Below are 20,778 nucleotides of genomic sequence, written 5' to 3' on the forward strand. Positions count from 1 at the left end.
CGGAAGTGACCGGCTCGCGCACCGAGGCGGTCCCGACTTTCCGGGCAACGGGGGCATCTCGGGCCCGGACGGATCCACACCGGTTCGGGACGAGATCGGTTCGTTAGGCTGCGCCGGGTGTTCCTCCCGGTGCCCACGAGGGGACGCGCACCTTCGAGGTTTCCGGACGTGGGAGTACACGACAGCACGACGCGAGGATGGGGCAGTGGCGAAAAGCTCGACAACACGACGACTGATCGCTGCCTCGGCGGCGGCCACGGCACTGTGCCTGGGGGTGACCGGATGTTCCCGGCCGATCAACGGGATCCCGACCGCCAGCGGCAGTCCCGCCGCCGACACGGTGGCGGGACTGCCGGTCAGTGACGGCCCCAGCGGTCTCAAACCGGGGGCGGCTCCCGCCGAACTGCCGGTGGAGGGAGGCACCGACGACGACGTCGACAGACTCGCGGTCGACACCGTGGCCGACGTCCAGCGGTACTGGCGGCAGTCCTACCCGAAGACCTTCGACGAGGGGCGTTTCCGTCCCGTCTCCCGGCTGGTCTCCTACGACTCCGGCGGGCAGGGCAGACGTCTCTGCGGGCAGGACACCTCGGGAAGGGCGAACGCCTTCTACTGCCCCGGGCAGGACACCATCGCCTGGGACCGCGGCAGGCTCCTGCCCGAACTGCGGAACACCTTCGGTCCCATGGCCGTCGTCACGGTGCTGGCCCACGAGATGGGGCACGCGGTGCAGCACCGGGCCGGTCTGCTCGACGGGGACACCCCGACCCTGGTCGCCGAACAGCAGGCGGACTGTCTGACCGGCTCCTTCTTCCGCCACGTGGCCGAGGGCTCGGCCGAGCACCTTCGGGTCTCCACCGGAGACGGACTCAACAGCGTGCTGGGAGTGCTCAGTTACATCAGGGACGCCCCCGGCGAGACCGGTTTCGCCGACTCCCGCGCGCACGGCAGCGCCTTCGACCGCATCTCGGCGTTCCAGTACGGCTTCAACGACGGTCCGAAGCGGTGCACGGAGATGACCGAGTCCTCCGTGCTGGAACGAACCACCCAGTTCCGTTTCTGGAAGAAGGCCCAGGAGTCGGACCTGCCCATCGACGAGGACAGCATCGAGCGTGTCGAGCGGAGCCTGCGCCGGGTCTTCGCCGACACCGGCATCGCTCCTCCCCGGATCAGTACCGAGCGGGGATCCTGCCCCGACGGGACGAACACTGAACCGGCCGCCTACTGCGCCGAGACCAACACCGTCTCCCTGGACCGACAGCGGCTGGAGGAGCTGGCCACCCCGCCTCACGGTGGCGACGAACCGTCCGGCTACGGGGACTTCGCCGCCTACGCGCAGGTGGCCTCGCGGTACGTGCTGGCGGTGCAGCGGGCGGCGGGGCTGTCCCTCACCGGCGAGGCCGCCGGGTTGCGCACCGCCTGCCTGGTCGGTGCCTGGAGCGGTCTGCTGGTGGAGGACCCGCTGGGGCGGCGGAACCCGGTCGGGAAGCTGCGTCTGGCCCCCGGTGACATCGACGAGGGAGTGGCCGCGCTGCTCGACGAGAACGGACTGATCGCCGCCGACGTGCGGGGCGAGCAGGTCTCGGCGGGTTTCGCGCGGGTGGAGGCCTTCCGTCTCGGGTTCCGGAAGGGGATCACTCCCTGCGCCACGGAGTACCACTCCTGAGCCGGAGATCCTCGGGTCGCCCTGAGCGGGCGGGAACTCGGAAACCGGAGACGCCGGTCCGCCCGCTCGGTGGCGGCGGGCCCGGTGAGTCGGTTTCCGTGCGGACCCGGTGCGGTGGCGGCACGGAAGATCACCCGCGCGAGCCAGGCGCGGCGCTTCCGAGGTGGACTCGCCGCGCCGTCCGGGTGGGGCCTGCTCAGAACAGGGCGCTGGCCAGGGCCCGCCGGGCGTCGGCCACCCGCTTGTCCCCGTCCGGAAACAGGCCGAACATCTCCAGCAGCTCCTCACGGACCCGGTCACGCTCGTCACCGGATGTGCGCTTGACCGTGCCGATCAACCGGTTGAAGGCTTGCTCCACCCGTTGTTGCGCCAGTTCGGCGTCGGCGGCGGCCAGTTGGGCGTCCACGTCGTCCGGGTTCTCCTCGGCCCGGCTGATGGCCGCCGGGTCGGCGTTCTCGGCCCGCGCGGTGAACCGCACCTGGGCCAGTGCCGCCTTGGCCTGCTCGTTGTCCGGTTCGGCGTCCAGGATGCGTTGGTAGGCCTGTTCGGCCGCCGCGTACTCGCCCCGTTCCAACGCCTGCTCGGCCTCGGTGAAGCGCGGGTCCTCGGGGCTCTCCGCACCGCCGCCCTCTTCGGCCGCGCGGATTCCCGGCAGTTGATCACGCTGGGCGTCCAGGATCGCGGTGATCCACTGCCTGATCTGTTCCTCCGGCTGCGCCCCCGCGAACGCCTCCACCGGCTGGCCGCCCGCGATGGCGATGACCGTGGGGATGGACTGTGCCCCGAACAGCTGCGCGATCCGCTGGTTGGCGTCCACGTCGATCTTGGCGAGCACCCAGGTGCCCCCGCCCTCCCGGGCGAGCTTCTCCAACACGGGGGAGAGCTGCTTGCACGGCTGGCACCAACTGGCCCACAGGTCCACCACGACCGGGACCTGCATGGACCGCTCGACCACCTCGGCCTGGAAGTTGGATTCGGTGACCTCGACGATCGGGGAGTGGTCACCGGCCGAAGAGCCCGTGCCCGCGGAGGACTGCGCACTGCTCCGGGCCTCCGCCCGGTTCTTCAACGCCGACAGGTCCACGGCCCCCGCCATGGAGGCCGCTCCGCTCTGCTGTGCGTCCGGATTCTGCCGTGGATAAGGCCGTGTCACGCCCCCATCGTGACACGCCGCGCACCGTCCGTCCCACTCCGCCCCACCACGGAACCGCGCTTCGTCCTCCGGCAGGAGTGCGGCGGCACACCCAGGACAACCAGCCTTCGCACGACCGAGCGACTGCGATCACTCGTTCAGGTGGCTTTATCGGATTTCCCTCATCTTTCACGGGAAGGGCGACGAAACTGCACACGAGTCCACGGCGCGGAGAGCGTGTTCGTGCGTGCCGTGCCACGACTCAGTAGGGACTCGATCGGGAACTCTTCCCTACCCGCAAACGTGACGAGAGGTACTGAATAGTGCGTACTGCAACCCGTGTTGCCGGCGCTGCCGGTGTCGCCGCCATGGGCATGATGACCCTGGGCACGTCCGCGTTCGCCGACTCGAAGGACAACGACGGCATCAACGCGCTCGATGACAACAACATCAGCGCCGTGCCGATCCAGGCCTGCGGCAACGACATCGGCGCCGTGATCGGCCTGGTCATTCCGATCCTGTCGCCGGAGAGCTCCGAGTGCGTCAACGCGCCCGTGGTCGACCACCCCATGTCCAAGTGAGCGTGTGAGGTAGTCGACATCCTTCCTCCCGGGTGGTGTCGGATTCGTTCCGGCACCACCCCTGGGTGCTCATCACCGGTGACCGCACACCGCGTCACCCGCTCCGGGAGGAGTTCACTCCGGACCGAGCCGCTGTTCGATCCGGTCCACCTTCTCCCGGAGCTGGTTGGTGTGCCCCGGACGGATGTCCGCCTTGAGCACCAGACTCGTCCGGGGAGCGCGGGCCGAGACCGCCTCGGTCGCCCGCCGCACCACGTCCATCACCTCGTCCCACTCGCCTTCCACCGTGGTGAACATGGCGTTCGTCTCGTGCGCAAGACCGGACTCCCGCACGACGCGCACGGCCTCGGCCACCGCGGCACTCACACTGTCGGAGTCACCCGCCCCGGAAGGGGCCACGCTGAATGCGACCAACATCTCCCATCCTCCTCGCCGCGAGAAACACCTGTCGTCGGGATCACGGAGTCACCGCACCCGGGAACCTACCGGTGTCCCACCGCGAGGACATCCCACACGCCGGACGCGGAGACGACGAACTCCCCGTGTCGCCCGTCGGGGCAAGTATCCGCTGCTAGCGTCGGATGCCATGAGTCCCCGTCAACCGCTGCCGTTCGATCCGATAGCACGCGCGGCCGAAACCTGGTCCCAACGTATCGGCCCCTCCTCGACCATGGCCGCGGTCACCAGCATCATGCGGGTCCAGCAGATACTCCAGTCGGCGGTCGACACCGCGCTCCGCCCGCACAACCTGACCTTCGCCCGCTACGAGGCCCTCGTGCTGCTGAGCTTCTCCCGACAGGGAAGTCTTCCGATGCGCGTCATGGGGGACCGGCTGCAACTGCACCCGACCAGCGTCACCAACATCGTCGACCGGTTGGAGGCCGACGAACTCGTCCGTCGCCTCCCCCACCCGACCGACCGCCGCACCACGCTCGTGGAGATCACGGAGAACGGCCGCGAGGTGACCGAGAAGGCCACCGAGTCGGTGACCGCGGTGAACTTCGGACTCACCGGCATCACCGAACGACAGACCCGGCAGCTCACCGAGCTGCTCAGCAAGGTGCGCCAGGCCGCGGGCGACTTCTGACCTCGTGCCGTCCCGCCTGACGGGGGTGGTCACGCGGCCCGAGGCGGTGGTGGTTCCGTCCGCTCGGAGGCCCGCGAACGGCGGTGGGCGGGTCAGTTCAGCTCGCGCAGGGCTCCGACCAGGCGGGACCACGAGGTCGGCCCCTTTTCCTCCGGCATCGTCAGCGAACCCCGCCGCAGGGCCCAGCGTTCGAACACCACGGACCCGAACGGCGGGACCGAGGCGATCAGCGCGAGCAGCAGCACACGGAAACTCCAGCGCAGCGGACCGTAGACCACCAGGCTCAGTACGACGTAGGCCGTGAAGACCACCCCGTGCACCCAGCCGGCCACGGTCACGGCCTCGGGCTGGTCGAACCCGTACTTGAACACCATCGCGATGAGCAGGGCCGCCCACGACACCGCTTCGGCGAACGCGACCACACGGAACCAACCGACACACGTCCTGAACACGAGCTCACCGTACCGTGTGATTCCCCGCACCCGGCTCGCGGTGTGCCAGGAGGCCATCGTGCGCCGGGGTCCGGTGGCCACGGATCAGCTCCCGCGACACGCCCGACAGGTCCCCGTCCCGGCCTGTCGGGGGTTTACCGTTCAATGACGGCATGAACCGCTGGGTGCTGCACTTGGACATGGACGCCTTCTACGCGTCCGTGGAACAGTTCACCCGCCCCACGCTCCGTGGCCGTCCGGTGCTCGTCGGCGGCACCGGCCCCCGGGGCACGGTGGCCGGAGCCAGCTACCCCGCCCGCGAGTTCGGAGCCCGTTCGGCCATGCCGATGTGGGAGGCACGGAAACGCTGCCGTTCGGCGGTGGTGCTGCCCCCGCGCTTCCGGGTCTACCGCGCGGTGAGTTCCCGGGTTTTCGCCCTGGTCCGTCAGGCGGCGGGACGTTTCGAACAGGTCTCGATCGACGAGGCGTTCCTGGAGCCTCACGAGCTGGCCGGGGCCGGTGCCGAGACCGTGCGTGGATTCGCGGAGTCCCTGCGCGCCCAGGTGCGGCGGGAGGTGGGAGTGCCCTCCTCCATCGGAGGGGGTTCGGGCAAGCAACTGGCCAAGATCTCCTCCGGAATGGCCAAACCCGACGGTTCGTTCGTCGTCCCCCCGCAGGAGGAGGCCGAACTGCTCGCGGCGCTGCCGGTGCGCAAACTGTGGGGCATCGGCCCCATCGGCGAGTCGAAACTGCACCGCATCGGGGTGCACACCATCGGCGAGCTCGCGGCGCTGCGGCTGGGGGACGTGACCGCGCTGCTCGGGCAGGCTCACGGCACGGAGCTGCACAGGCTCGCCCACGGGGTGGACGAACGTCCGGTCGCCGAACGGGCCGAGGCCAAACAGGTGGGCGCGGAGACGACCTTCGACACCGACCGCGCCGACGCCGAGGAGCTGGCCGGGGAGATCGCCGCCATGGCCGAGTCCGCCCACCGCAGGCTGGTCGCCTCCGAACGGGCGGCACGGACGGTCACGCTCAAGATCCGGGATGCGGGTTTCAGCACGATCAGCCGCTCCGAGACCCTGGCCTCGCCGACGGCGGACCGGGAGGAACTGGCCGCGGCGGCCCGCCGGTTGGCCTCCGTCGCGATCGAGCCGGGGGTGCCGGTGCGGCTGGTGGGGGTCTCCTACTCGGGGCTGGCCGCGGCCGAGCAGGGGGCGCTGTTTCCCACTCCCGGGGAGGCCGCCGGGCAGGAGCCCGGAACGCCCGGCCAGCAGCCCGCGGACACCGCCGCCCCGCGTGCTCACCGGCCGGAACCCCGCCAGTGGCGGCAGGGGGACGACGTGTACCACCCCGAGTGGGGGCACGGTTGGGTGCAGGGGGCCGGGCACGGCAGGGTGTCCGTGCGGTTCGAGACCGCCGAGACCGGTCCGGGCCCGATGCGCACCCTGGCCGTCGACGATCCGGAGCTGCGGGCGGCGGACCCGTTGGACAGTCTCGGTGCGGAGTTGGCGCGGGAACTGGGAGAGGTGGAGCAGCCACCCGCCGCGGAGGTCCCTCTTTCGGATCACTGAGAGGGGGCGGGCGGTTTCCTCCGGTACTGCCCCACCCAGACACGCGGGGCCGCCTCCTGGACGGCTTTCTCCAGGCGCTTGGGCAGTCTGTTCAGCGCGGGCAGATGGAAGCGGTAGCGCACCCCGGGCAACCCCTGCATCGGGGGTGATTCCTCCACTCGCCAACGGTCCAGCTCGGGATACCGGGCGGCGAAACCGGGGTCGGCGGGGAAGATCTCCAGTGCCCGTCTGCGTTCCGGGGGCACGAGTTTGCGGTTCTCGACCGGGCGTAACGAGCCGACGCCGACGGCGGTGATCTCACTCCAGGGGACGGCGAACACCTCTCCGCTGGTGCGGGGGTAGATGCCCCTGTTGTCCACCAGGAAACCCCGACCGCTCATCGCCCCCTTGGCCGAGGCGAGGAACCACAGGAAGACCACCCCGAACACGATCTGCCAGCACCACAGCCAGAACCCGTTGCCCGATCCGGCCAGGGCCGCCGCGCACAGCACGGTCAGGAAACCACTCGTTCCTCCGCCGATCACCAGGTTGCGGAAGGCGGCCCCGCTCACGTCGACGTCGCGGGCGTGTTCTCCCAACAGCGGAGCGGATTCCGACCACTGTGCCGCCTTCGACGCCACTCGGGTGGGAGGCGGCGCGTCGGACCGGCGGGAGGTGGTCCGTTGGGGAACGGTTCCGGTGTCGTCCGGTGGAACGTTGCGCCGCTCGACCACGGTCTCGTGCTGGGCGAGTGTGCTGTAGGGCGCCGTGCCGCCCTTGGGGTTCGCACGGTCGGCACGCTGCCATCCACCGGGGAGCCACTTCATACGGCCAGAATATCCGCACGCTGCGCCCTCGGGCCGGACGGTGAGGGCGCCGCTCCGGCGCGGAGCCCTCACGTGTCCGCGTTCCCGTCAGGGCGGGGAGGAGTCAGAGCGTGCTCGCGGCCCGTGGTGCGGGCACTGGAGGGGGGTTTGTGGGTCGAGGTGGAGGTAGAGCTGCCCGTCTGTGGTGAGCACGATCGCCTCGACGGGATAACCGGCGGCCAGGGCGGCGGTCTGGCGGCATTCGGCGCGGTGGTTCACCGGTGCCGGGGTGTTCCAGCGTAGGGCCAGGGCCCCTCGGCGGTGTCCGGCGAGGGTCTCGGTCAGCCAGGCGACCCCGTCCTGTGGGGTGAACACCACCGCATCCGGGGTGTGGTGGCGGCGCTGCGGGGTGGTGGTCACCGTGGCGCTGACATGGGCGTGCCAGTGCAACCCGCGTTCCCGCCAGCGTGGGCACTGAGACTCGGTCATACGAACTCCTCGGTGGGCCAGCCGCCCGGCCGGGGTGAGGGTGGGGAGGAAACCCGGCCGGGCGGGGCGAAAGGCCCCGGTGCCGGGTGGAGGCAGGCACCGGCGCCGTGGTCTCTACGGGGTTACAGGGCGCGCAGCTCGGCCAGCACGCGGGCCAGCAGCGCCCGGTCCGGGGACAGCGACAGGGGCGAGCTAGGCTCGGACTGTCGACCAGGGAGGTGTCGGCTCCCTGGTCGACGCCTCACCGCGGCCGCCAGCGGCAGAGTGCCCGACCAGGACAACCGGCGGGGCCACCAGGCCCGTGTGGGCACGGACTCAGCCGGCCGCGACATCGGCTCAGCCATCGCCGCCGCCCTCCACCACGGTGACCCCCTCCACCTCGTCGGCATACGCCCGAAGCCGCTCGGCGATCCGTTCGAACGAGACCGCAGCCGCCCGGCACTGCCGACCCGTGGCCACACCCCGGGGAATGTCATAGGCCACCTGCTCCATCACCCACTGCTCCGAGGCCACCCACATGGCCAACTCCCCCGGCCTCACGAGCACTCCCGCAGCACCGCGTTGAGCACGTCCCGCAGCTGCCGGGCCTGCTCGACCGTCCACCGTGTCCGGTTGAACACCACGGGCGTCTTGATGCGGATTACTCCGTCTCCGACGGACACCCGCAGCGCATCCAGGCCAGCCTCAGTCCGACACGACACCCCCACACCAGCGCCCAACAACGAACCGCAACTCTCCGACATTCGACACTCTCCAATGAAGCAAACCAATTTGGTCCCGGAGACATAATCTGTCTCCGGGATCAAATTGGCAATCCTCCGATCGTGTGTCCACGGATGTTCTTGTGCGGGATACCCTGTGGCTCATGCCCGGAGACATAGAGCGACACTCGCCGCAGGCTCGTTTGCTGGGCGCCGAACTGCGTGAACTGCGCAAAGAGTCCGGAATTACCGTTCGGGAGCTGGCCAAACGTGTCGGGCTGGGGCACGCTGCCGTCTCTCGGTATGAGACAGGAGTGCGCTCGCCTGCCCGTGACCTCTTGGCCCGGATACTGGCGGAGCTCGGCGCGTCCGGGGAACGCTACGACGAGCTGATGGAGCTACAGCGACGGGCTTCCGAACCGAACCTGATCGCGGACAGTCGTTCCGGACTGCACAAGCACCTGCTCAACCTGGCAGAGTTCGAGCGTACGGCGAACCGGATCGTGCACGTGGCGCCACTGGTCATCCCCGGGCCGCTACAGACACGTGCTTACGCTGAAGAGATCATGTCGAGCTTGTCCGGCGAGGAGCGCGGTGTCCGCGTTGAGCTACGGATGGCGCGTAGCAGCGCGGTCCTCGGATCCGGGAAACTGGAAGCGATCGTCTGTGAACGCGTGCTTTACGACGATATCGGTGGCCCCGAAGTACTGGCCGAACAGCTCCGGCACATGGTAACCACCGTGAAGAACGGCAACGCGACGATCCGGATACTGCCACAGCGGACGCAGCGATGGACCCTGGCACACAACGGTTCGTTCGTCCTGTTCGAGTTTCCCAAAGCTTCCCCGATCATCCACCTAGAACACTACCGAGGACCGGCGTTTATCTATGATCAAAAGGATGTTGAGGCATACCGGGAAGCGCTGGTCGGTCTCACCGAAGCGACCATGAGCCTGGACGAGTCAACCAAGCTCATGGCCGCAATTGCTGAACAGATGGAAGGGAGTACTTCACCATGAGACTACCAAGGGGATGGAGGAAATCACGTTACTCCAACCCAAACGATTCCTGCGTCGAGGTGGGCCGCCTCGGCGACGGCGCCGCCGTGCGCGACACCAAGGACCGCTCGGCCGGGTACTTCACCACCACCCATCAGCAGTGGACCACCTTCCTCGACGCGGTCAAGAACAACCGCTTCGAGTGAAGCCATAGACAACAACGGCGCTCTCGGGAGGCTTCCGGGGGCGCCGTTCTCGTGTCATGCCCCGCGTGTGCGGGGAGTGCGTGGCCCGATTCTGCCTAAGGGGTTCTTGCAGGAGGGTTGTGTGTGGGCATGGTGGGGGTGGGGTGGTTTTCTTCCTGGTGAGAGGCGTCGATGGTGCCTCGGAAGCCGTGGGAGATCAGTGATGAGGTGTGGGCGGTGATCGCGCCGTTGTTGCCGCAGCACCCGCGGCGGCCGTGGGATGGGGGCTATCCACAGTGTAGCCCGCCACGGCGAACAGCTGCCGTCACACTACAGCGGGCGGGGCTTGGTTGGATAATCAGTCATGGCCCAGATCCCGCCGATGGTAGCGGTCACCAGCTCGGCGGTGAGCACCCGATGGTGCCAGACGTGCTGGAGCAGGGCGGGCCCGCGCGTGCGGCCGGCGGCTAGGCGTGGTTCTCCGGTTGTTACGCCGGGCCGCAAGGTAGTGATCGCTCGATCGTAGTGTGGAACTGCTCCTTCGGCCCAGGCACCCGCGAAGGCCTCGCCGCCGCGAAAGCCAACGGCGTCCGACTCGGCCGACCATCGGCCATGACACCCGAACAGATCCACCACGCCCGCGCCCTGCTCGCCGAACCCGACACCACCGTGGCCTCCATCGCCCGCCTCCTCGGCGTGTCCCGCTCCACCATCTACAAATACGTCCCCGAACTCAGCACCAACCAGACTTTCGAACCCGGATCCGTCCCACACTCAACACGTCCGAGCTAAAACCAGCTCCGCATTCCTGCGACCGGACCATCCACGGCTACAGCACAGCCCCACCCTCGAGCTCTACTCCTCCACCCAGGGCAGCTTCAGAAGTACAGGGCTTCCCCCATTTAGGCGAATGCAAGGAGGTTCTCCTGAGGGAACACAATGTGCTCTGGCCCACCCGGACCATTTCCTCGGCGTAACTCCACCGACCACATCCCCGCACTATGATGTAATTCATACACTGATATAGGATCAAGGGCTGTTCACAGCCGATCAAGATCATGTAAGTTTTTGTTTGTCCAACTCACAACAATCTATCTTGGGTATCGCATAGTGAAACGCTCGACAGTACGTGCTACGACGCTGGCAATTTCAGCGGCTTTGACAGTTAGTTTGTCCGGAGGTATAGCACAGGCCGCGACCGACCGAACCGCTACGCAAGAACACACCTGCGTTGAGGATACGCAGAGAAAAGAGGTGGCGTCCGAAGCGGACAATGGCGAAAAGCCGGAGGACACTCGATACGTCGAAGAGCTCAATTCGGACAAGATCGAGAGATTTAATGAGCAATTGGTCAACGCCGGTAATGAACCGCTTCCGGAAGACGCCACGAAGCTGGAATTCCGTACGGATGGCTCTGTAATCGTCCATCTTTCCGATGGGACAACGCAGACACGACACGGTCCCGATGGGACAGCTGAAGGCTCAGGCGTCCATCCTATGGGGGTGAAGCACGAGATCAAGAAGGTCGTCGCTGGTTGCCTCGGCGTTTCTGTCGCTGCGCTCAGTTCTTGGGGCGCTTTGGTCGAACAATTCGCCACATGGCAGAAGGCTACGAAGTTCTTGGTTCGTCGGTTCGGCGTTATTGGTGCAGTGAGTTGCGCTGGCGGTATCATCTGGAAATATATCTGATACACAACACCGGAGAGTAGCTACGAAGTTCTTGGTTCGTCGGTTCGGCGTTATTGGTGCAGTGAGTTGCGCTGATGGTACCATCTGGAAATATGTCTGATACACAACACCGGAACGTGGCTAGGAAGTTCGAGGACTTCTTCGGCGGGCCACGCCTGGCCACCACGGGGACCGCTGTCGTTTTGGCTCTGGCCGCGGTGATCGCGCTGGGCTGGGCCGGGGTGTCGGCGTTCGTGTGCGCCGCTGTATTCACCGGCGTGCAGGCGATCCTCGTGACAGGGTGGGTCGCGATCCGCTCGGGCGGGAGTAATGCGCTGCGTGTTGGCCTGGCGGGCCTGGGTGGACTGATCGTCCTGTTCGCGTTCGGCGCCACCGGCGTATTCACCTTCGCTGAACAGAATGTCTGGTCCGGGCTCAGCGGAGTTCTCGGTATAGTGACCACGACCTTGCTCCTGGGAGTATCCCTGTCCCGTCAGAACCACGGTATCCAGTCCCAACAGCGCTAGTTGGCGTTGTTCTTCGGTCCTTGGGGCTCGTCGCAAGGATCGAAGAACAACGTCGACGGGTCGCGTAGCGCTCGGAACGCCAGGCGTCGAGATCGACCTGGGCACAGCCAGTGATGCTGGTGCCGGATTCCTCAAGCCAGCTCAGGAAGTCGATGGCGCGGTTGACGCGCTTCGTTCGTTGTGGTGAAGCACAGGGGGCCGTTCTCAGCCTTTCGTCGTAGTTCGTTCGTTCCAGGCCGCGAAGCGTGTGGGCGGTGATCGAGTTGTTGTTGCCGCGGCGTCCGCGGCGGTTTCGGCACCTCGGGCGCACGCGGTTGGATGACCGCAAGGCTCTGTGGGGGATCTTGTTCGTGCTCTACACCGGGATCCGGTGGGAGTATCTGTCCCAGGAGTGGGGGTGTGGGTTCGGGTCGACGTGGTGGCCTCGGTGGGCCGAGTGGCAGCAGGCCGGGGTGTGGGACGAGGTGCAGCAGGTGCTGCTGGCCCGGCTGCGGGCGGCGGATCGGTTGGATGTCTCCCGGGCGGTGGTGGACTCGTCCTCCGTTCCGGCCAAGCGGGGACGTGCTAGCCCACAAGTGGGGCCGAGCCCGGTTGACCGAGGCCGACCGGGCTCGAAACACCATGTGCTCACCGAGGCGGTCGGCACACCGGGGGCAGTGCGCTCCCCCGGGCCGGTCGGCACGATCTGACACAGCTGCCCGGGATGGTGCAGACCCTGTCGGCTGTGGTGGCCACACCGGACGAACTGCTCGGTGACACGGCCTACGACTCCCACACCTGCCGTGACGCCCTGACCAGTCAGGGCATCACACCCCGGCTCGGGAACCGCACACGTGTCCACGGGTCCGGACTCGGCAGGCTGCGCCGGGTCGTCGAAGCCGCCCTCGCCTGACTCCACGGAGCCCGCACACTCCACATCCAGTGGGAGACCCGCGACGACATGCACAAGGCCCTGCTCCCACTCGACCACTGCATGATCCTCGCCCGCAAACACCCCGCAGTCTGAAAGGCCCCTAAAACCGGGCCACCACGGCCCATCCCCGCGCCTGCGGGGAGCACCGGGCTGTGCGGTGCCGGGGCCACCGGTGGGATGGTCCATCCCCGCGCCTGCGGGGAACACGAGGCTGGAGTTGGTAGAGATAGAAAGAGACTAGGTCCATCCCCGCGCCTGCGGGGAGCACACAGCCAGAGCGTGGCGAGCAAGCGCTCGGGGTGGTCCATCCCCGCGCCTGCGGGGAACACCGCTACCACACATTTTGAGACCAGGAATCGCCAGGTCCATCCCCGCGCCTGCGGGGAGCACCCGAGGCTCTGGACTACCCCAGCGGTGGGGCCCGGTCCATCCCCGCGCCTGCGGGGAACACTGAAAACGGCCCGCTCGGACCTGGGCGAGGCACGGTCCATCCCCGCGCCTGCGGGGAACACCCGGTGCGGAGCAAGATATACGAAAAGGTCACCGGTCCATCCCCGCGCCTGCGGGGAGCACCCGTGCGTGGGCTTCGACTCGGTCCCAGTGGGAGGTCCATCCCCGCGCCTGCGGGGAGCACTGGTTGACGAGGGTGCTGGCGAGTACGAGATCGGGTCCATCCCCGCGCCTGCGGGGAGCACTCGAACTGCTTTATCAAACCCTGTACAAGCTTGGGTCCATCCCCGCGCCTGCGGGGAGCACACGTACTGACCTGCGACTTCGTAGCAGCGTTATCCAGTTGTGATCTCTGGTGGGGAACGCACGCATCCTAGCCATCTCGATCCGGCGGCCACAACGCCTTCCCCGCACTCGCGGCAGCGGCGAGCGAGCTCCTCACCTCCGGCAGCGCCCTCCGCCCCGCACACGGGCCCCGGCCGAGGACCATCGACCGGGACCCGCCAGACACCGCGCGAGGAAACTCAGCCACGCGGGACGTGCAGCAACAGCGCGTCTCCCTGGCCACCGCCGCCGCACAGGGCCGCCGCGCCGTCACCGCCGCCGCGCCGTCGCAGTTCCAACGCCAGGTGCAGAGCCAACCGCGCCCCGGACATCCCGATCGGATGCCCCAGCGCGATGGCGCCCCCGTTGACGTTCACCTTGTCCTCGTCCAGGCCGAGCGCCCTGGTGGAGGCGATGCCCACGGCGGCGAAGGCCTCGTTGATTTCCACGAGATCCAGCTCGGACGGATCGGAACCGGCCCGGGCACAGGCGGCCCTGATCGCGTTGGAGGGCTGCTCGTGCAGACTCGCGTCCGGACCCGCCACCACACCGTGCCTGCCGACCTCGGCGATCCAGTCCAGCCCCAGCTGCTGGGCCCTGGACTTGCGCATCACGACCACGGCGGCGGCCCCGTCCGAGATCTGCGAGGCGGAACCGGCCGTGATCGTGCCCTCCGGGTCGAAGGCCGGACGCAGTTTGCCCAACCCCTCCGTCGTGGTGTCCTCCCGGATCCCCTCGTCCTGGTCGACGAGCAGCGGCTCGCCCTTGCGGCGGGGCACGGTGACCGGGGTGATCTCCTCGGCGAACACCCCACGCCGCGCGGCGGCCGCGGCACGGTGGTGCGAACGGGCGGCGAAGGCGTCCTGCTCGCCCCGGGTCAGCCCGTAGTAGGAGTTGTACTTCTCGGTGGAAGCCCCCATGGCCATCTGGTCGAAGGCGCAGAACAGCCCGTCGTGAGCCATGTGGTCGAGCATGTTCACATCGCCGTACTTGAACCCCTCACGGGACTTGCCCAGCAGATGCGGCGCCTGGGTCATCGACTCCTGGCCACCGGCCACGACCACGTCGAACTCCCCGGCCCGGATCTGCTGGTCGGCCAACGCGATGGCGTCCAGCCCGGACAGGCAGACCTTGTTCACCGTCAACGCGGGCACGTCCATGCCGATACCCGCCTCCACGGCGGCCTGACGCGCGGGAATCTGGCCCGCCCCGGCCGTGAGCACCTGCCCCATGATCGTGTACTCCACCAGGCCCGGTTCCACTCCGGCGCGTTCCAGCGCCGCCCTGATGGCCATCCCTCCGAGCTGTGCTCCGGAAAAATCCTTCAACGAGCCGAGCAGCCGTCCCATGGGCGTACGGGCCCCGGCCACGATCACGGAACTCTCCACGACTACCTCCCGCTGCGGTCACGCTGGCGTGTTCGACGACGAACCGGAAACGACCACCATCATGACCCCGTCCCAGCGGGCGGGACCATCCCCGTTCCCAGCGGAGCCGGGATCTGTGAGTCGCCACACAGCCCGCCGGGCCTCCACGTCCCTCCCGTTCCACGCCCGAGGAGGCCGCTTCCGCGCCGGGGGATCACGGCGTTAGGCTGCGCACCCATGCGGGAGGAACTCGGCGAGCTGGTGACCGGTATCGACCACGTCGGCATCGCGGTGGCCGACCTCGACGAAGCGGTGCGCTTCCACAGCGAGACCTTCGGCCTGGTACTCACCCACCAGGAGGTCAACGAGGAGCAGGGCGTGCGGGAGGCGATGCTCGCCGCCGGGGACGACACCAGCGACAGCACGCGGATCCAGCTGCTCGCCCCCTCTCGGCAGGACTCGACCATCGCCACGTTCCTGGACCGCAACGGCCCGGGGCTGCAGCAGCTGGCCCTGCGGGTGACCGACATCGAGGCCGCCTGCTCCCGCCTTCGGAACAAGGGACTGCGGCTGCTTTTCGACACCCCCCGCCCGGGGACGGCGGACAGCCGGGTGAACTTCGTCCACCCCAAGGACGCCGGTGGTGTGCTGGTCGAACTCGTCCAGCCCGCCGAGTGAGCCCCCGGGAGACCACGAGGACCGGGGCTCAGTGCTGCCGCGCGGTGCGGGAACGATGGGCGGAGTTCGCCTCCGGCAGGGCCGCCAGGCCCACGACCACGGCCAGCACACCGACCACCCAGCTCGTCCACGCCGCCCCGCCGAGCCCCGCGTAGCCGAACACCCACGGCGAGAGCACCAGCAGAACGCCGAGCACCACGTGGGCGTACTCGCTGGCCACGGACCCGGGCATCGCCAACGACCAGATCCCGGAGACGGCCAGCAGGGCACCGAGCAGGATCATCGCGGTCAGCGCGGCGGGCCCGGTCACGGTCCACAGCGTCGCGAGGATCAGGTAGACACCGAGCAGCAGCGCTCCCCAGTCCTGCCAGCGCGTCCACGGACGCGCCCCGGAACCGCCCGAACCACGAGCCATGTCGACCACCCCCCGTTTTCCGCTGTCTCCACTCCGATGCTCCCCCCGGCCCGCCGTGCGGTCAACGAACACCCGAAACCGGTGGCACGTGTGATTTCGGCACGTCTTCGGGTCCCGAACCACACACCGGGCAACATCACCGGCCGTTCGGAGGTAGCGTTGTGCCATGGGTCTTGCCGACGATCGTGATCTGCTACCGCTGGGCTCGGGCTTCGACATCGTCCGGAAGGGCGGCTACGACCGGGCTCAGGTGGACGAGCACCTGGAACGCATCGACGCGGACCTGCGTCTGATCGCCTCGGACCGGGACGCGGCCGTCTCCCAGGCCGCCGACCTGTCCAAACAGCTCGAATCCGCCCGCTCCGAGATCGAGAACCTGCGGGGACAGGTCGAACGTCTGGGCAAACCCCCGACCACGATGGAGGGCCTCAGCGAGCGTCTCCAGCGGATGCTGCGGCTGGCCCAGGAGGAAGCCGGAGAGATCCGCGGCAAGGCGGAGAGCGACGCCACCGCGATCCGCGAACGTGCCGAGCAGGAAGCCAGTGACCTGCGCAACCGCTACGAGAAACTGATCGCGGAACTGGACGCCCGGCGCACCGAGATGGAGGCCGAGCACCGTTCCGTGCTGGAGAACGCCCGGGCCGAGGCCGAGCGGATCACCACCGAGGCCGAGGAGAACCGCAAACGCGCCGACGAGGAGTCCGAGGCCAGGCGAGCCCAGATCGAGGAGGACTTCGAGATCGCCATGGCCGCCCGGCGCAGCGAGTCCATGCGGATGCTGGCCGACCAGGAGGCCGAGAGCAAGGCCGAGGCCGAACGACGCGTCACCGAGGCCACCGAGGAGGCCGACCGCAGGCTGCGGGAGGCCACCAACGAGGCCCACCGGCGCGTCGCCGAGGCCACCGAGGAGGCGGAACGGCTGACCCGGGAGAGCACCGAGGCGGCCGAGAAGCGCGAGCGGGAGAGCAGGCAGGAGGCCCAGCGGCTGGTCGCCGAGGCCGAACAGAAGGCCGCGGACACGGTCGCCGAGGCCACCGAGGAGGCCACGCGACTGCTGGAGGCGGCCGTGCTGGAGAGCAGGCGGCTCCGCTCCCGCGCCCGCGCCGACGCCGAGCAGCGGATCGCGGCCACCACCGCCGAGTGCGAGCGTCGGCTGGCCCGGGCCGACGAACAGGTCACCACGCTCACCGAGCTGCGGGACAACGTGGCCGCCAAGCTGCGGGACGCCGCGGAGATGATGGGCCAGACCACTCCGATCCTGCAACGGCTGGCCACCGACGACTCCGAGGAACAGCGGCTGCGCGAGGCCGCGGACGAGGCGCGGCAGCGGGAACTCGACTCCGCCCGGGCGGACCTGGACGGGGAGGAGTCGGGCTCCGCCCCGCAGAAGCCGGACTCGGAAAGGGATAGCACCGCCTGGGACTCGGAGTCGGCAGACTCCGGGGAGGAATCCGGCGTCGACGGCACGGCCACGACCGACACGGACTCCACGGCGATGCTGGACCAGCGCACGACCCGGATCGAGCTGTCCCGACTGCCCCAGCAGACGGCGGAAACGGGAGAGGACGCCCCCACCAGGAAACTCCCGGTGCCCGAGGGCGACGGCGCGGCGGAGGCCGAGACCGGGGACTCCGGGGCCGCGAACACCGAACACCGGGTGGGGCGAACCTGAGCCGTCAGCGCCCCGCTCAGGTGAGTTCGGCCAACCAGTCCCCCACGGCGGCGGCGAAGGCGGTCGGGTTCTCCAGCGGAGCCAGGTGTCCGGCCTCGGGCAGGGTCATCGACCGGGCGTGCGGCAGCAGCTCCGCCATCTCCCGGGCCACGTCGGCGGAACTGAGCGTGTCCTCCTCCCCACGCAGCACCAGGGCCGGTCCCTCGTAGGTCCGCAACACCTCCGAGCTGTCCGGCCGCGCGGCCATCGCCCGCTGGGCCCAGGCCACCCCCTCGGGAGGTTGTTCCTCGACCAGACTGCGCGCCGTGCGGACCACCTCGGGGCGTCGTTGCCACGTCGTCGGCCCGAGCAGACCGGGCAGGCTGTTGTCGGCCAACCAGCCGCTCACCCCTTCGCGTTCGGCGCGTTCGGCGACCGACAGCCGGTTCCGGCGCTGTTCCTCCCCGTCGGAGTCGGGCCTGGTGTCGGCGAGCACGAGCCCGGCCACCCGCTCCGGGGCCCTGCGCAGCACCGACATGGCCACATAGCCGCCCATGGAGCATCCGCCCAGGTACGCGCGGGGCAGCTCCAGCCGGTCGAGCAGCGCGAGCACGTCCTCGGCGGCCACCTCCAGACTCGGCGACCCCGTCTCGTCCTCACCGGCCCGCCGCCGTTTCTCCGGACCCGGTGTCGGGGAACCGTCCAGCGTGCTGCGCCCCAACCCACGCTGGTCCGGTGTGACGAGGCGGAACCGCCCCTCCAGTTCGGCACGCGCGTCCCGCCACATCCGCTCGTCCACCGGAAAGGCGTGCAGCAGCACCAGCGGTGGACCCACTCCCGATTCGACGTAGTGCACGGTCCCCATGGTGCCGGACGTGATCGGTTCCCGCGCGCCGTGGTGATCTCCGGACCTCGCGGGAACAGGTGGCCGCGCTCAGGAGTCCACGATGGTGACCTGGTGAGTGTGGGACTCGCCCTCCCAGTGTCGCGGCAGCGGGGTGGGAACCTCGGGGGCCACGATCCGCACGACGGCGTCGAGTGCCTGCTCGGCCTTGCCCACCCACAGGTGCTTGGTGTCGGGGAAGGCGGTCACCTCCGCCTGGGTCAGCGGGGCGAATCCGCGTTCGGCCTCCGCCGGTGGGAGGAAGTCGTCGTGCTCGGGGACCAGGGCGTGTACCGGCTTGCCGGACTCCGCCCAGGCACGCAGGTGCTCCGGACGGCTCCATCGCAGCGGCGGGGAGAGCAGCACCGCCCCCCGCACCAGCGGGTCGAGCCCGTGCACCAGGGTCAGGTCGGTGCCGAAGGACCACCCCACCAGCCACACCTCGGGCAGGTCGTGGAACTCGGCGTACTCCAGGGCCGCCGCCACGTCGAAGCGCTCCGAGTTCCCGTTGTCGAAGCTGCCCTCGCTGCGTCCGGCCTCACTCGCCGTCCCCCGGGTGTTGAACCGGAGCACGGCCAGGTCGGCCAGGGCGGGAAGACGCCAGGCCGCCTTGCGGAAGAGGTGGGAGTCCATCATCCCGCCGTGGGTGGGCAGCGGGTGCAGGCACACGAGGGTGGCCCGGGGCTCGGCGTGTTCGGGCAGGGCCAGTTCCCCGACGAGCCGCAGCCCGTCGGCGGTGTGCAGCGTGATGCCCTCCCTGCGTCCGGGCAGCACGGTGTTCGCGCGAATCTCGGTGCTCATCGCCGAGATAATCCCACGGGAGAGTGAAACGAGGCGCCGTGGGCCGAGCCGCGTCGCCGGAGGTCACACCATGCCGAAGCCGCGTCCGCTGCGTTTGCGCGCGTGCCAACAGCCGGTGTGCCAGTGCCTGCGGTCCCGCACCGTGCCGTACTCGTCGGCCGGCCAGATCACCACGTGTCCGACCCCGGGTCTGATCTCGTGGTCGCACCCCGGGCAACGGTAGGTCTTCCTGGCCTGCTCCGCGGGAACGGTCCGGACGATCCACTCCCCGTCCGGGGCCGTCTCGGTACGCGCGAAGCCGAAACCGGAGCCGAGTGGGCGCGAGGCGGAGGCCTCCGGCTTCGCTGAACGCTTGGGGCGGTTTCGACGAGGCACGCCGCCCACGTTAACCGGGCCCGGTCGGTACGGACCGTTCCCCGTGCGGGAACGGTGCTCAGGCGTGCGGAAGACGTGGCCAGACGCGCTCGGCCAGCCCCCGCGCGAACTCACACGCCCGCGTCCCGTCGGCCTCGGGCAGGAAAACCACCAGCATGGCGACCTCGACCTGCCCGGACCGGGAGGGGCCGAACGGGATGTGGGCGGTTTCCGCCGAGCACAACCCCACCCGAGGGTCGTCACCGACGATGTCCACCACGGTGCGACGTCCCGCCGTGCGCTCCACCACGGAGGTGGCGTCCTTCCGCCGTGGCGGGGTCCCGGCCGTGTGGGTCAGCTCCACGCTGGGATCCCGGATCGTCTCCCCACCCCACCGGCACGTGTGCCCGGACAGGACGCCTTCAGCCTCGGCTTCCTCCAACCCGGGGACACGATTCACCACATCCGTGGACAGCAGCGCGCAGGGATCCACGAAGGCCAGGGAGTTCTCCGGGAACCGTCGGTGCTCGACCTCCCCCGCGTCGATGATCCCGGCCGCCTGCCGCGCCCCGGCCTCGGCCAGCGAGCACAACCCCACCGAGACCTCACCGGACAGGGAGTCCGCGTCCACCCGCAGGGCCACCCCGTCCGCGAACAGGATCCGCCACGTGCAGTGCTCGGGCACCGGAGGCTCACGCACCAACCGCAGCCCGTCCTGCCGGGACACGGGATTGTCCTCGGTCAGCCGCCGTGGCTCCACCCGACGCGGACGCCCCACCGACACCTGGACCAGCTGCCCCGGTCGGGGACGCACGTGCGCCAGGCAGTACTCCAGCGACACCGTTTCGGCCTGCTCCGCCCGCCCGAACTCCTCCAGCGACCGCGGCCGGAGGAGACTGCACGGGTCGAGGGTGCGCGGATCACCGAGCGCCGCCTCGGAGGACACCCCGCCTCCGGAGTCCTCGCGGGGGCCCTGCCGTGGGGAGAACACGCATCCGGACAACCCGGCCACCACCATCAGCAGCACCGCGAACCGGCTGAGGTAACGGCACGAGCGCACGGCCACCAACCTACCTCCGGGATCCCGCCGGTCAGGACTCCGGTGACTCACCCGCGAC

General features: G+C 69.1%; 24 protein-coding genes, 3 pseudogenes and 1 CRISPR repeat array. Of the genes and pseudogenes, 13 read left to right on the forward strand and 14 right to left on the reverse strand.

All coding sequences use genetic code 11. The features are described 5' to 3' along the window. The first annotated feature begins 205 nt into the window (after positions 1-205). A complete protein-coding gene (locus ACTMO_RS0113265) occupies positions 206-1,666 on the forward strand; it encodes a neutral zinc metallopeptidase (RefSeq protein WP_019855178.1) in 1,461 nt (486 codons plus the stop codon). A 196-nt stretch (positions 1,667-1,862) separates the two neighbouring features. On the opposite strand, the gene ACTMO_RS0113270 is transcribed toward ACTMO_RS0113265, so the two are convergent. After that, positions 1,863-2,762 (reverse strand): tetratricopeptide repeat protein, encoded by a 900-nt coding sequence (locus tag ACTMO_RS0113270; RefSeq protein ID WP_019855179.1) that lies wholly within the window; start codon positions 2,760-2,762, stop codon positions 1,863-1,865. A 359-nt stretch (positions 2,763-3,121) separates the two neighbouring features. Between ACTMO_RS0113270 and ACTMO_RS0113275 the strand changes: the two genes are divergently transcribed. Next, positions 3,122-3,379: a hypothetical protein gene (locus tag ACTMO_RS0113275; protein WP_245556169.1), complete on the forward strand. Its 258-nt coding sequence runs from the start codon at positions 3,122-3,124 to the stop codon at positions 3,377-3,379. Between the two features lie 114 nt (positions 3,380-3,493). Here the strand turns inward: ACTMO_RS0113275 and ACTMO_RS0113280 are convergent, their stop codons facing one another. Further along, positions 3,494-3,796 carry an MTH1187 family thiamine-binding protein gene (locus tag ACTMO_RS0113280; RefSeq protein WP_019855181.1) on the reverse strand — a complete coding sequence of 101 codons (303 nt, stop codon included), beginning with the start codon at positions 3,794-3,796 and terminating at the stop codon, positions 3,494-3,496. A 169-nt stretch (positions 3,797-3,965) separates the two neighbouring features. Here ACTMO_RS0113280 and ACTMO_RS0113285 point away from each other — a divergent pair, with 169 nt between their 5' ends. Beyond that, complete coding sequence (locus ACTMO_RS0113285) at positions 3,966-4,466, forward strand: MarR family winged helix-turn-helix transcriptional regulator (RefSeq protein WP_019855182.1); 501 nt, start codon at positions 3,966-3,968, stop codon at positions 4,464-4,466. A gap of 92 nt (positions 4,467-4,558) precedes the next feature. Here ACTMO_RS0113285 and ACTMO_RS0113290 read toward each other — a convergent pair whose 3' ends face one another. After that, complete coding sequence (locus ACTMO_RS0113290) at positions 4,559-4,918, reverse strand: DUF3817 domain-containing protein (RefSeq protein WP_211212957.1); 360 nt, start codon at positions 4,916-4,918, stop codon at positions 4,559-4,561. A 152-nt stretch (positions 4,919-5,070) separates the two neighbouring features. Here ACTMO_RS0113290 and ACTMO_RS0113295 point away from each other — a divergent pair, with 152 nt between their 5' ends. Beyond that, entirely contained in the window at positions 5,071-6,471 is a 1,401-nt protein-coding gene (locus tag ACTMO_RS0113295; RefSeq protein WP_019855184.1) for a DNA polymerase IV, read from the forward strand. Here the strand turns inward: ACTMO_RS0113295 and ACTMO_RS0113300 are convergent. The 5 genes from ACTMO_RS0113300 to ACTMO_RS23940 form a co-directional block, all read right to left on the reverse strand. Further along, a complete protein-coding gene (locus ACTMO_RS0113300; RefSeq protein WP_019855185.1) occupies positions 6,465-7,277 on the reverse strand; it encodes a hypothetical protein in 813 nt (270 codons plus the stop codon). The genes ACTMO_RS0113295 and ACTMO_RS0113300 overlap by 7 nt on opposite strands. Before the next feature lie 87 nt (positions 7,278-7,364). Then, positions 7,365-7,745: a hypothetical protein gene (locus ACTMO_RS0113305; RefSeq protein WP_019855186.1), complete on the reverse strand. Its 381-nt coding sequence runs from the start codon at positions 7,743-7,745 to the stop codon at positions 7,365-7,367. A 122-nt stretch (positions 7,746-7,867) separates the two neighbouring features. After that, positions 7,868-8,089 (reverse strand): hypothetical protein, encoded by a 222-nt coding sequence (locus tag ACTMO_RS22450; protein WP_084792130.1) that lies wholly within the window; start codon positions 8,087-8,089, stop codon positions 7,868-7,870. Continuing rightward, the gene (locus ACTMO_RS0113310) at positions 8,082-8,285 is read right to left on the reverse strand and encodes a hypothetical protein (RefSeq protein WP_019855187.1); all 204 of its coding nucleotides are present in this window, start codon (positions 8,283-8,285) and stop codon (positions 8,082-8,084) included. The genes ACTMO_RS22450 and ACTMO_RS0113310 overlap by 8 nt, the downstream gene beginning before the upstream one ends. Then, a complete protein-coding gene (locus ACTMO_RS23940) occupies positions 8,282-8,407 on the reverse strand; it encodes a hypothetical protein (RefSeq protein WP_281167504.1) in 126 nt (41 codons plus the stop codon). The genes ACTMO_RS0113310 and ACTMO_RS23940 overlap by 4 nt, the downstream gene beginning before the upstream one ends. Positions 8,408-8,610: 203 nt before the next feature. Between ACTMO_RS23940 and ACTMO_RS0113320 the strand changes: the two genes are divergently transcribed. The 7 genes and pseudogenes from ACTMO_RS0113320 to ACTMO_RS21725 all read left to right on the forward strand — a co-directional run bounded on the left by ACTMO_RS0113320 (position 8,611) and on the right by ACTMO_RS21725 (position 12,830). After that, positions 8,611-9,465, forward strand: coding sequence for a helix-turn-helix domain-containing protein (locus ACTMO_RS0113320; RefSeq protein WP_033401936.1), 855 nt, complete (start codon positions 8,611-8,613; stop codon positions 9,463-9,465). Continuing rightward, the gene (locus ACTMO_RS0113325; RefSeq protein WP_026449210.1) at positions 9,462-9,650 is read left to right on the forward strand and encodes a DUF397 domain-containing protein; all 189 of its coding nucleotides are present in this window, start codon (positions 9,462-9,464) and stop codon (positions 9,648-9,650) included. Before ACTMO_RS0113320 ends, ACTMO_RS0113325 begins: the two co-directional genes overlap by 4 nt. A 171-nt stretch (positions 9,651-9,821) precedes the next feature. After that, a pseudogene (locus tag ACTMO_RS23485) lies at positions 9,822-9,902 on the forward strand (IS5/IS1182 family transposase); the annotation flags it as partial. Between the two features lie 276 nt (positions 9,903-10,178). Beyond that, positions 10,179-10,421 (forward strand): annotated as a pseudogene (locus ACTMO_RS21050) (helix-turn-helix domain-containing protein); the annotation flags it as partial. A gap of 462 nt (positions 10,422-10,883) precedes the next feature. Further along, positions 10,884-11,318, forward strand: coding sequence for a hypothetical protein (locus tag ACTMO_RS22980; protein WP_169509066.1), 435 nt, complete (start codon positions 10,884-10,886; stop codon positions 11,316-11,318). Positions 11,319-11,410: 92 nt separating this feature from the next. Continuing rightward, entirely contained in the window at positions 11,411-11,824 is a 414-nt protein-coding gene (locus tag ACTMO_RS0113340) for a hypothetical protein (protein ID WP_245556171.1), read from the forward strand. A 245-nt stretch (positions 11,825-12,069) separates the two neighbouring features. Then, a pseudogene (locus ACTMO_RS21725) lies at positions 12,070-12,830 on the forward strand (IS5 family transposase). A gap of 25 nt (positions 12,831-12,855) precedes the next feature. Then, a CRISPR array of direct repeats spans positions 12,856-13,489; the repeat unit is 24 nt; unit sequence GGTCCATCCCCGCGCCTGCGGGGA. Between the two features lie 222 nt (positions 13,490-13,711). Here the strand turns inward: ACTMO_RS21725 and ACTMO_RS0113355 are convergent. Then, the gene (locus tag ACTMO_RS0113355) at positions 13,712-14,899 is read right to left on the reverse strand and encodes an acetyl-CoA C-acetyltransferase (RefSeq protein WP_019855194.1); all 1,188 of its coding nucleotides are present in this window, start codon (positions 14,897-14,899) and stop codon (positions 13,712-13,714) included. A 216-nt stretch (positions 14,900-15,115) separates the two neighbouring features. Here ACTMO_RS0113355 and mce point away from each other — a divergent pair, with 216 nt between their 5' ends. After that, positions 15,116-15,556 (forward strand): methylmalonyl-CoA epimerase, encoded by a 441-nt coding sequence (gene mce, locus ACTMO_RS0113360; RefSeq protein ID WP_019855195.1) that lies wholly within the window; start codon positions 15,116-15,118, stop codon positions 15,554-15,556. 28 nt (positions 15,557-15,584) lie between these two features. Here mce and ACTMO_RS0113365 read toward each other — a convergent pair whose 3' ends face one another. Further along, complete coding sequence (locus ACTMO_RS0113365; RefSeq protein WP_026449211.1) at positions 15,585-15,971, reverse strand: SPW repeat domain-containing protein; 387 nt, start codon at positions 15,969-15,971, stop codon at positions 15,585-15,587. A 166-nt stretch (positions 15,972-16,137) separates the two neighbouring features. On the opposite strand from ACTMO_RS0113365, the gene ACTMO_RS0113370 reads away from it, so the two are divergent. Further along, positions 16,138-17,643, forward strand: a complete 1,506-nt coding sequence (locus ACTMO_RS0113370) for a coiled-coil domain-containing protein (RefSeq protein WP_019855197.1) — start codon at positions 16,138-16,140, stop codon at positions 17,641-17,643. Between the two features lie 16 nt (positions 17,644-17,659). Here the strand turns inward: ACTMO_RS0113370 and ACTMO_RS0113375 are convergent, their stop codons facing one another. The 4 genes from ACTMO_RS0113375 to ACTMO_RS0113390 all read right to left on the reverse strand — a co-directional run bounded on the left by ACTMO_RS0113375 (position 17,660) and on the right by ACTMO_RS0113390 (position 20,726). Continuing rightward, positions 17,660-18,487, reverse strand: coding sequence for an alpha/beta fold hydrolase (locus tag ACTMO_RS0113375; protein ID WP_019855198.1), 828 nt, complete (start codon positions 18,485-18,487; stop codon positions 17,660-17,662). A 69-nt stretch (positions 18,488-18,556) separates the two neighbouring features. Next, complete coding sequence (locus ACTMO_RS0113380) at positions 18,557-19,306, reverse strand: alpha/beta hydrolase (RefSeq protein WP_019855199.1); 750 nt, start codon at positions 19,304-19,306, stop codon at positions 18,557-18,559. 63 nt (positions 19,307-19,369) lie between these two features. Continuing rightward, positions 19,370-19,681, reverse strand: coding sequence for a hypothetical protein (locus tag ACTMO_RS0113385; protein WP_026449213.1), 312 nt, complete (start codon positions 19,679-19,681; stop codon positions 19,370-19,372). 58 nt (positions 19,682-19,739) lie between these two features. Next, positions 19,740-20,726, reverse strand: a complete 987-nt coding sequence (locus ACTMO_RS0113390) for a DUF3558 domain-containing protein (protein WP_019855201.1) — start codon at positions 20,724-20,726, stop codon at positions 19,740-19,742. Positions 20,727-20,778: the final 52 nt, after the last annotated feature.

Origin of the sequence: Actinopolyspora mortivallis DSM 44261 (assembly GCF_000384035.1) — a bacterium.
Taxonomy (GTDB): Bacteria; Actinomycetota; Actinomycetes; order Mycobacteriales; family Pseudonocardiaceae; genus Actinopolyspora; species Actinopolyspora mortivallis.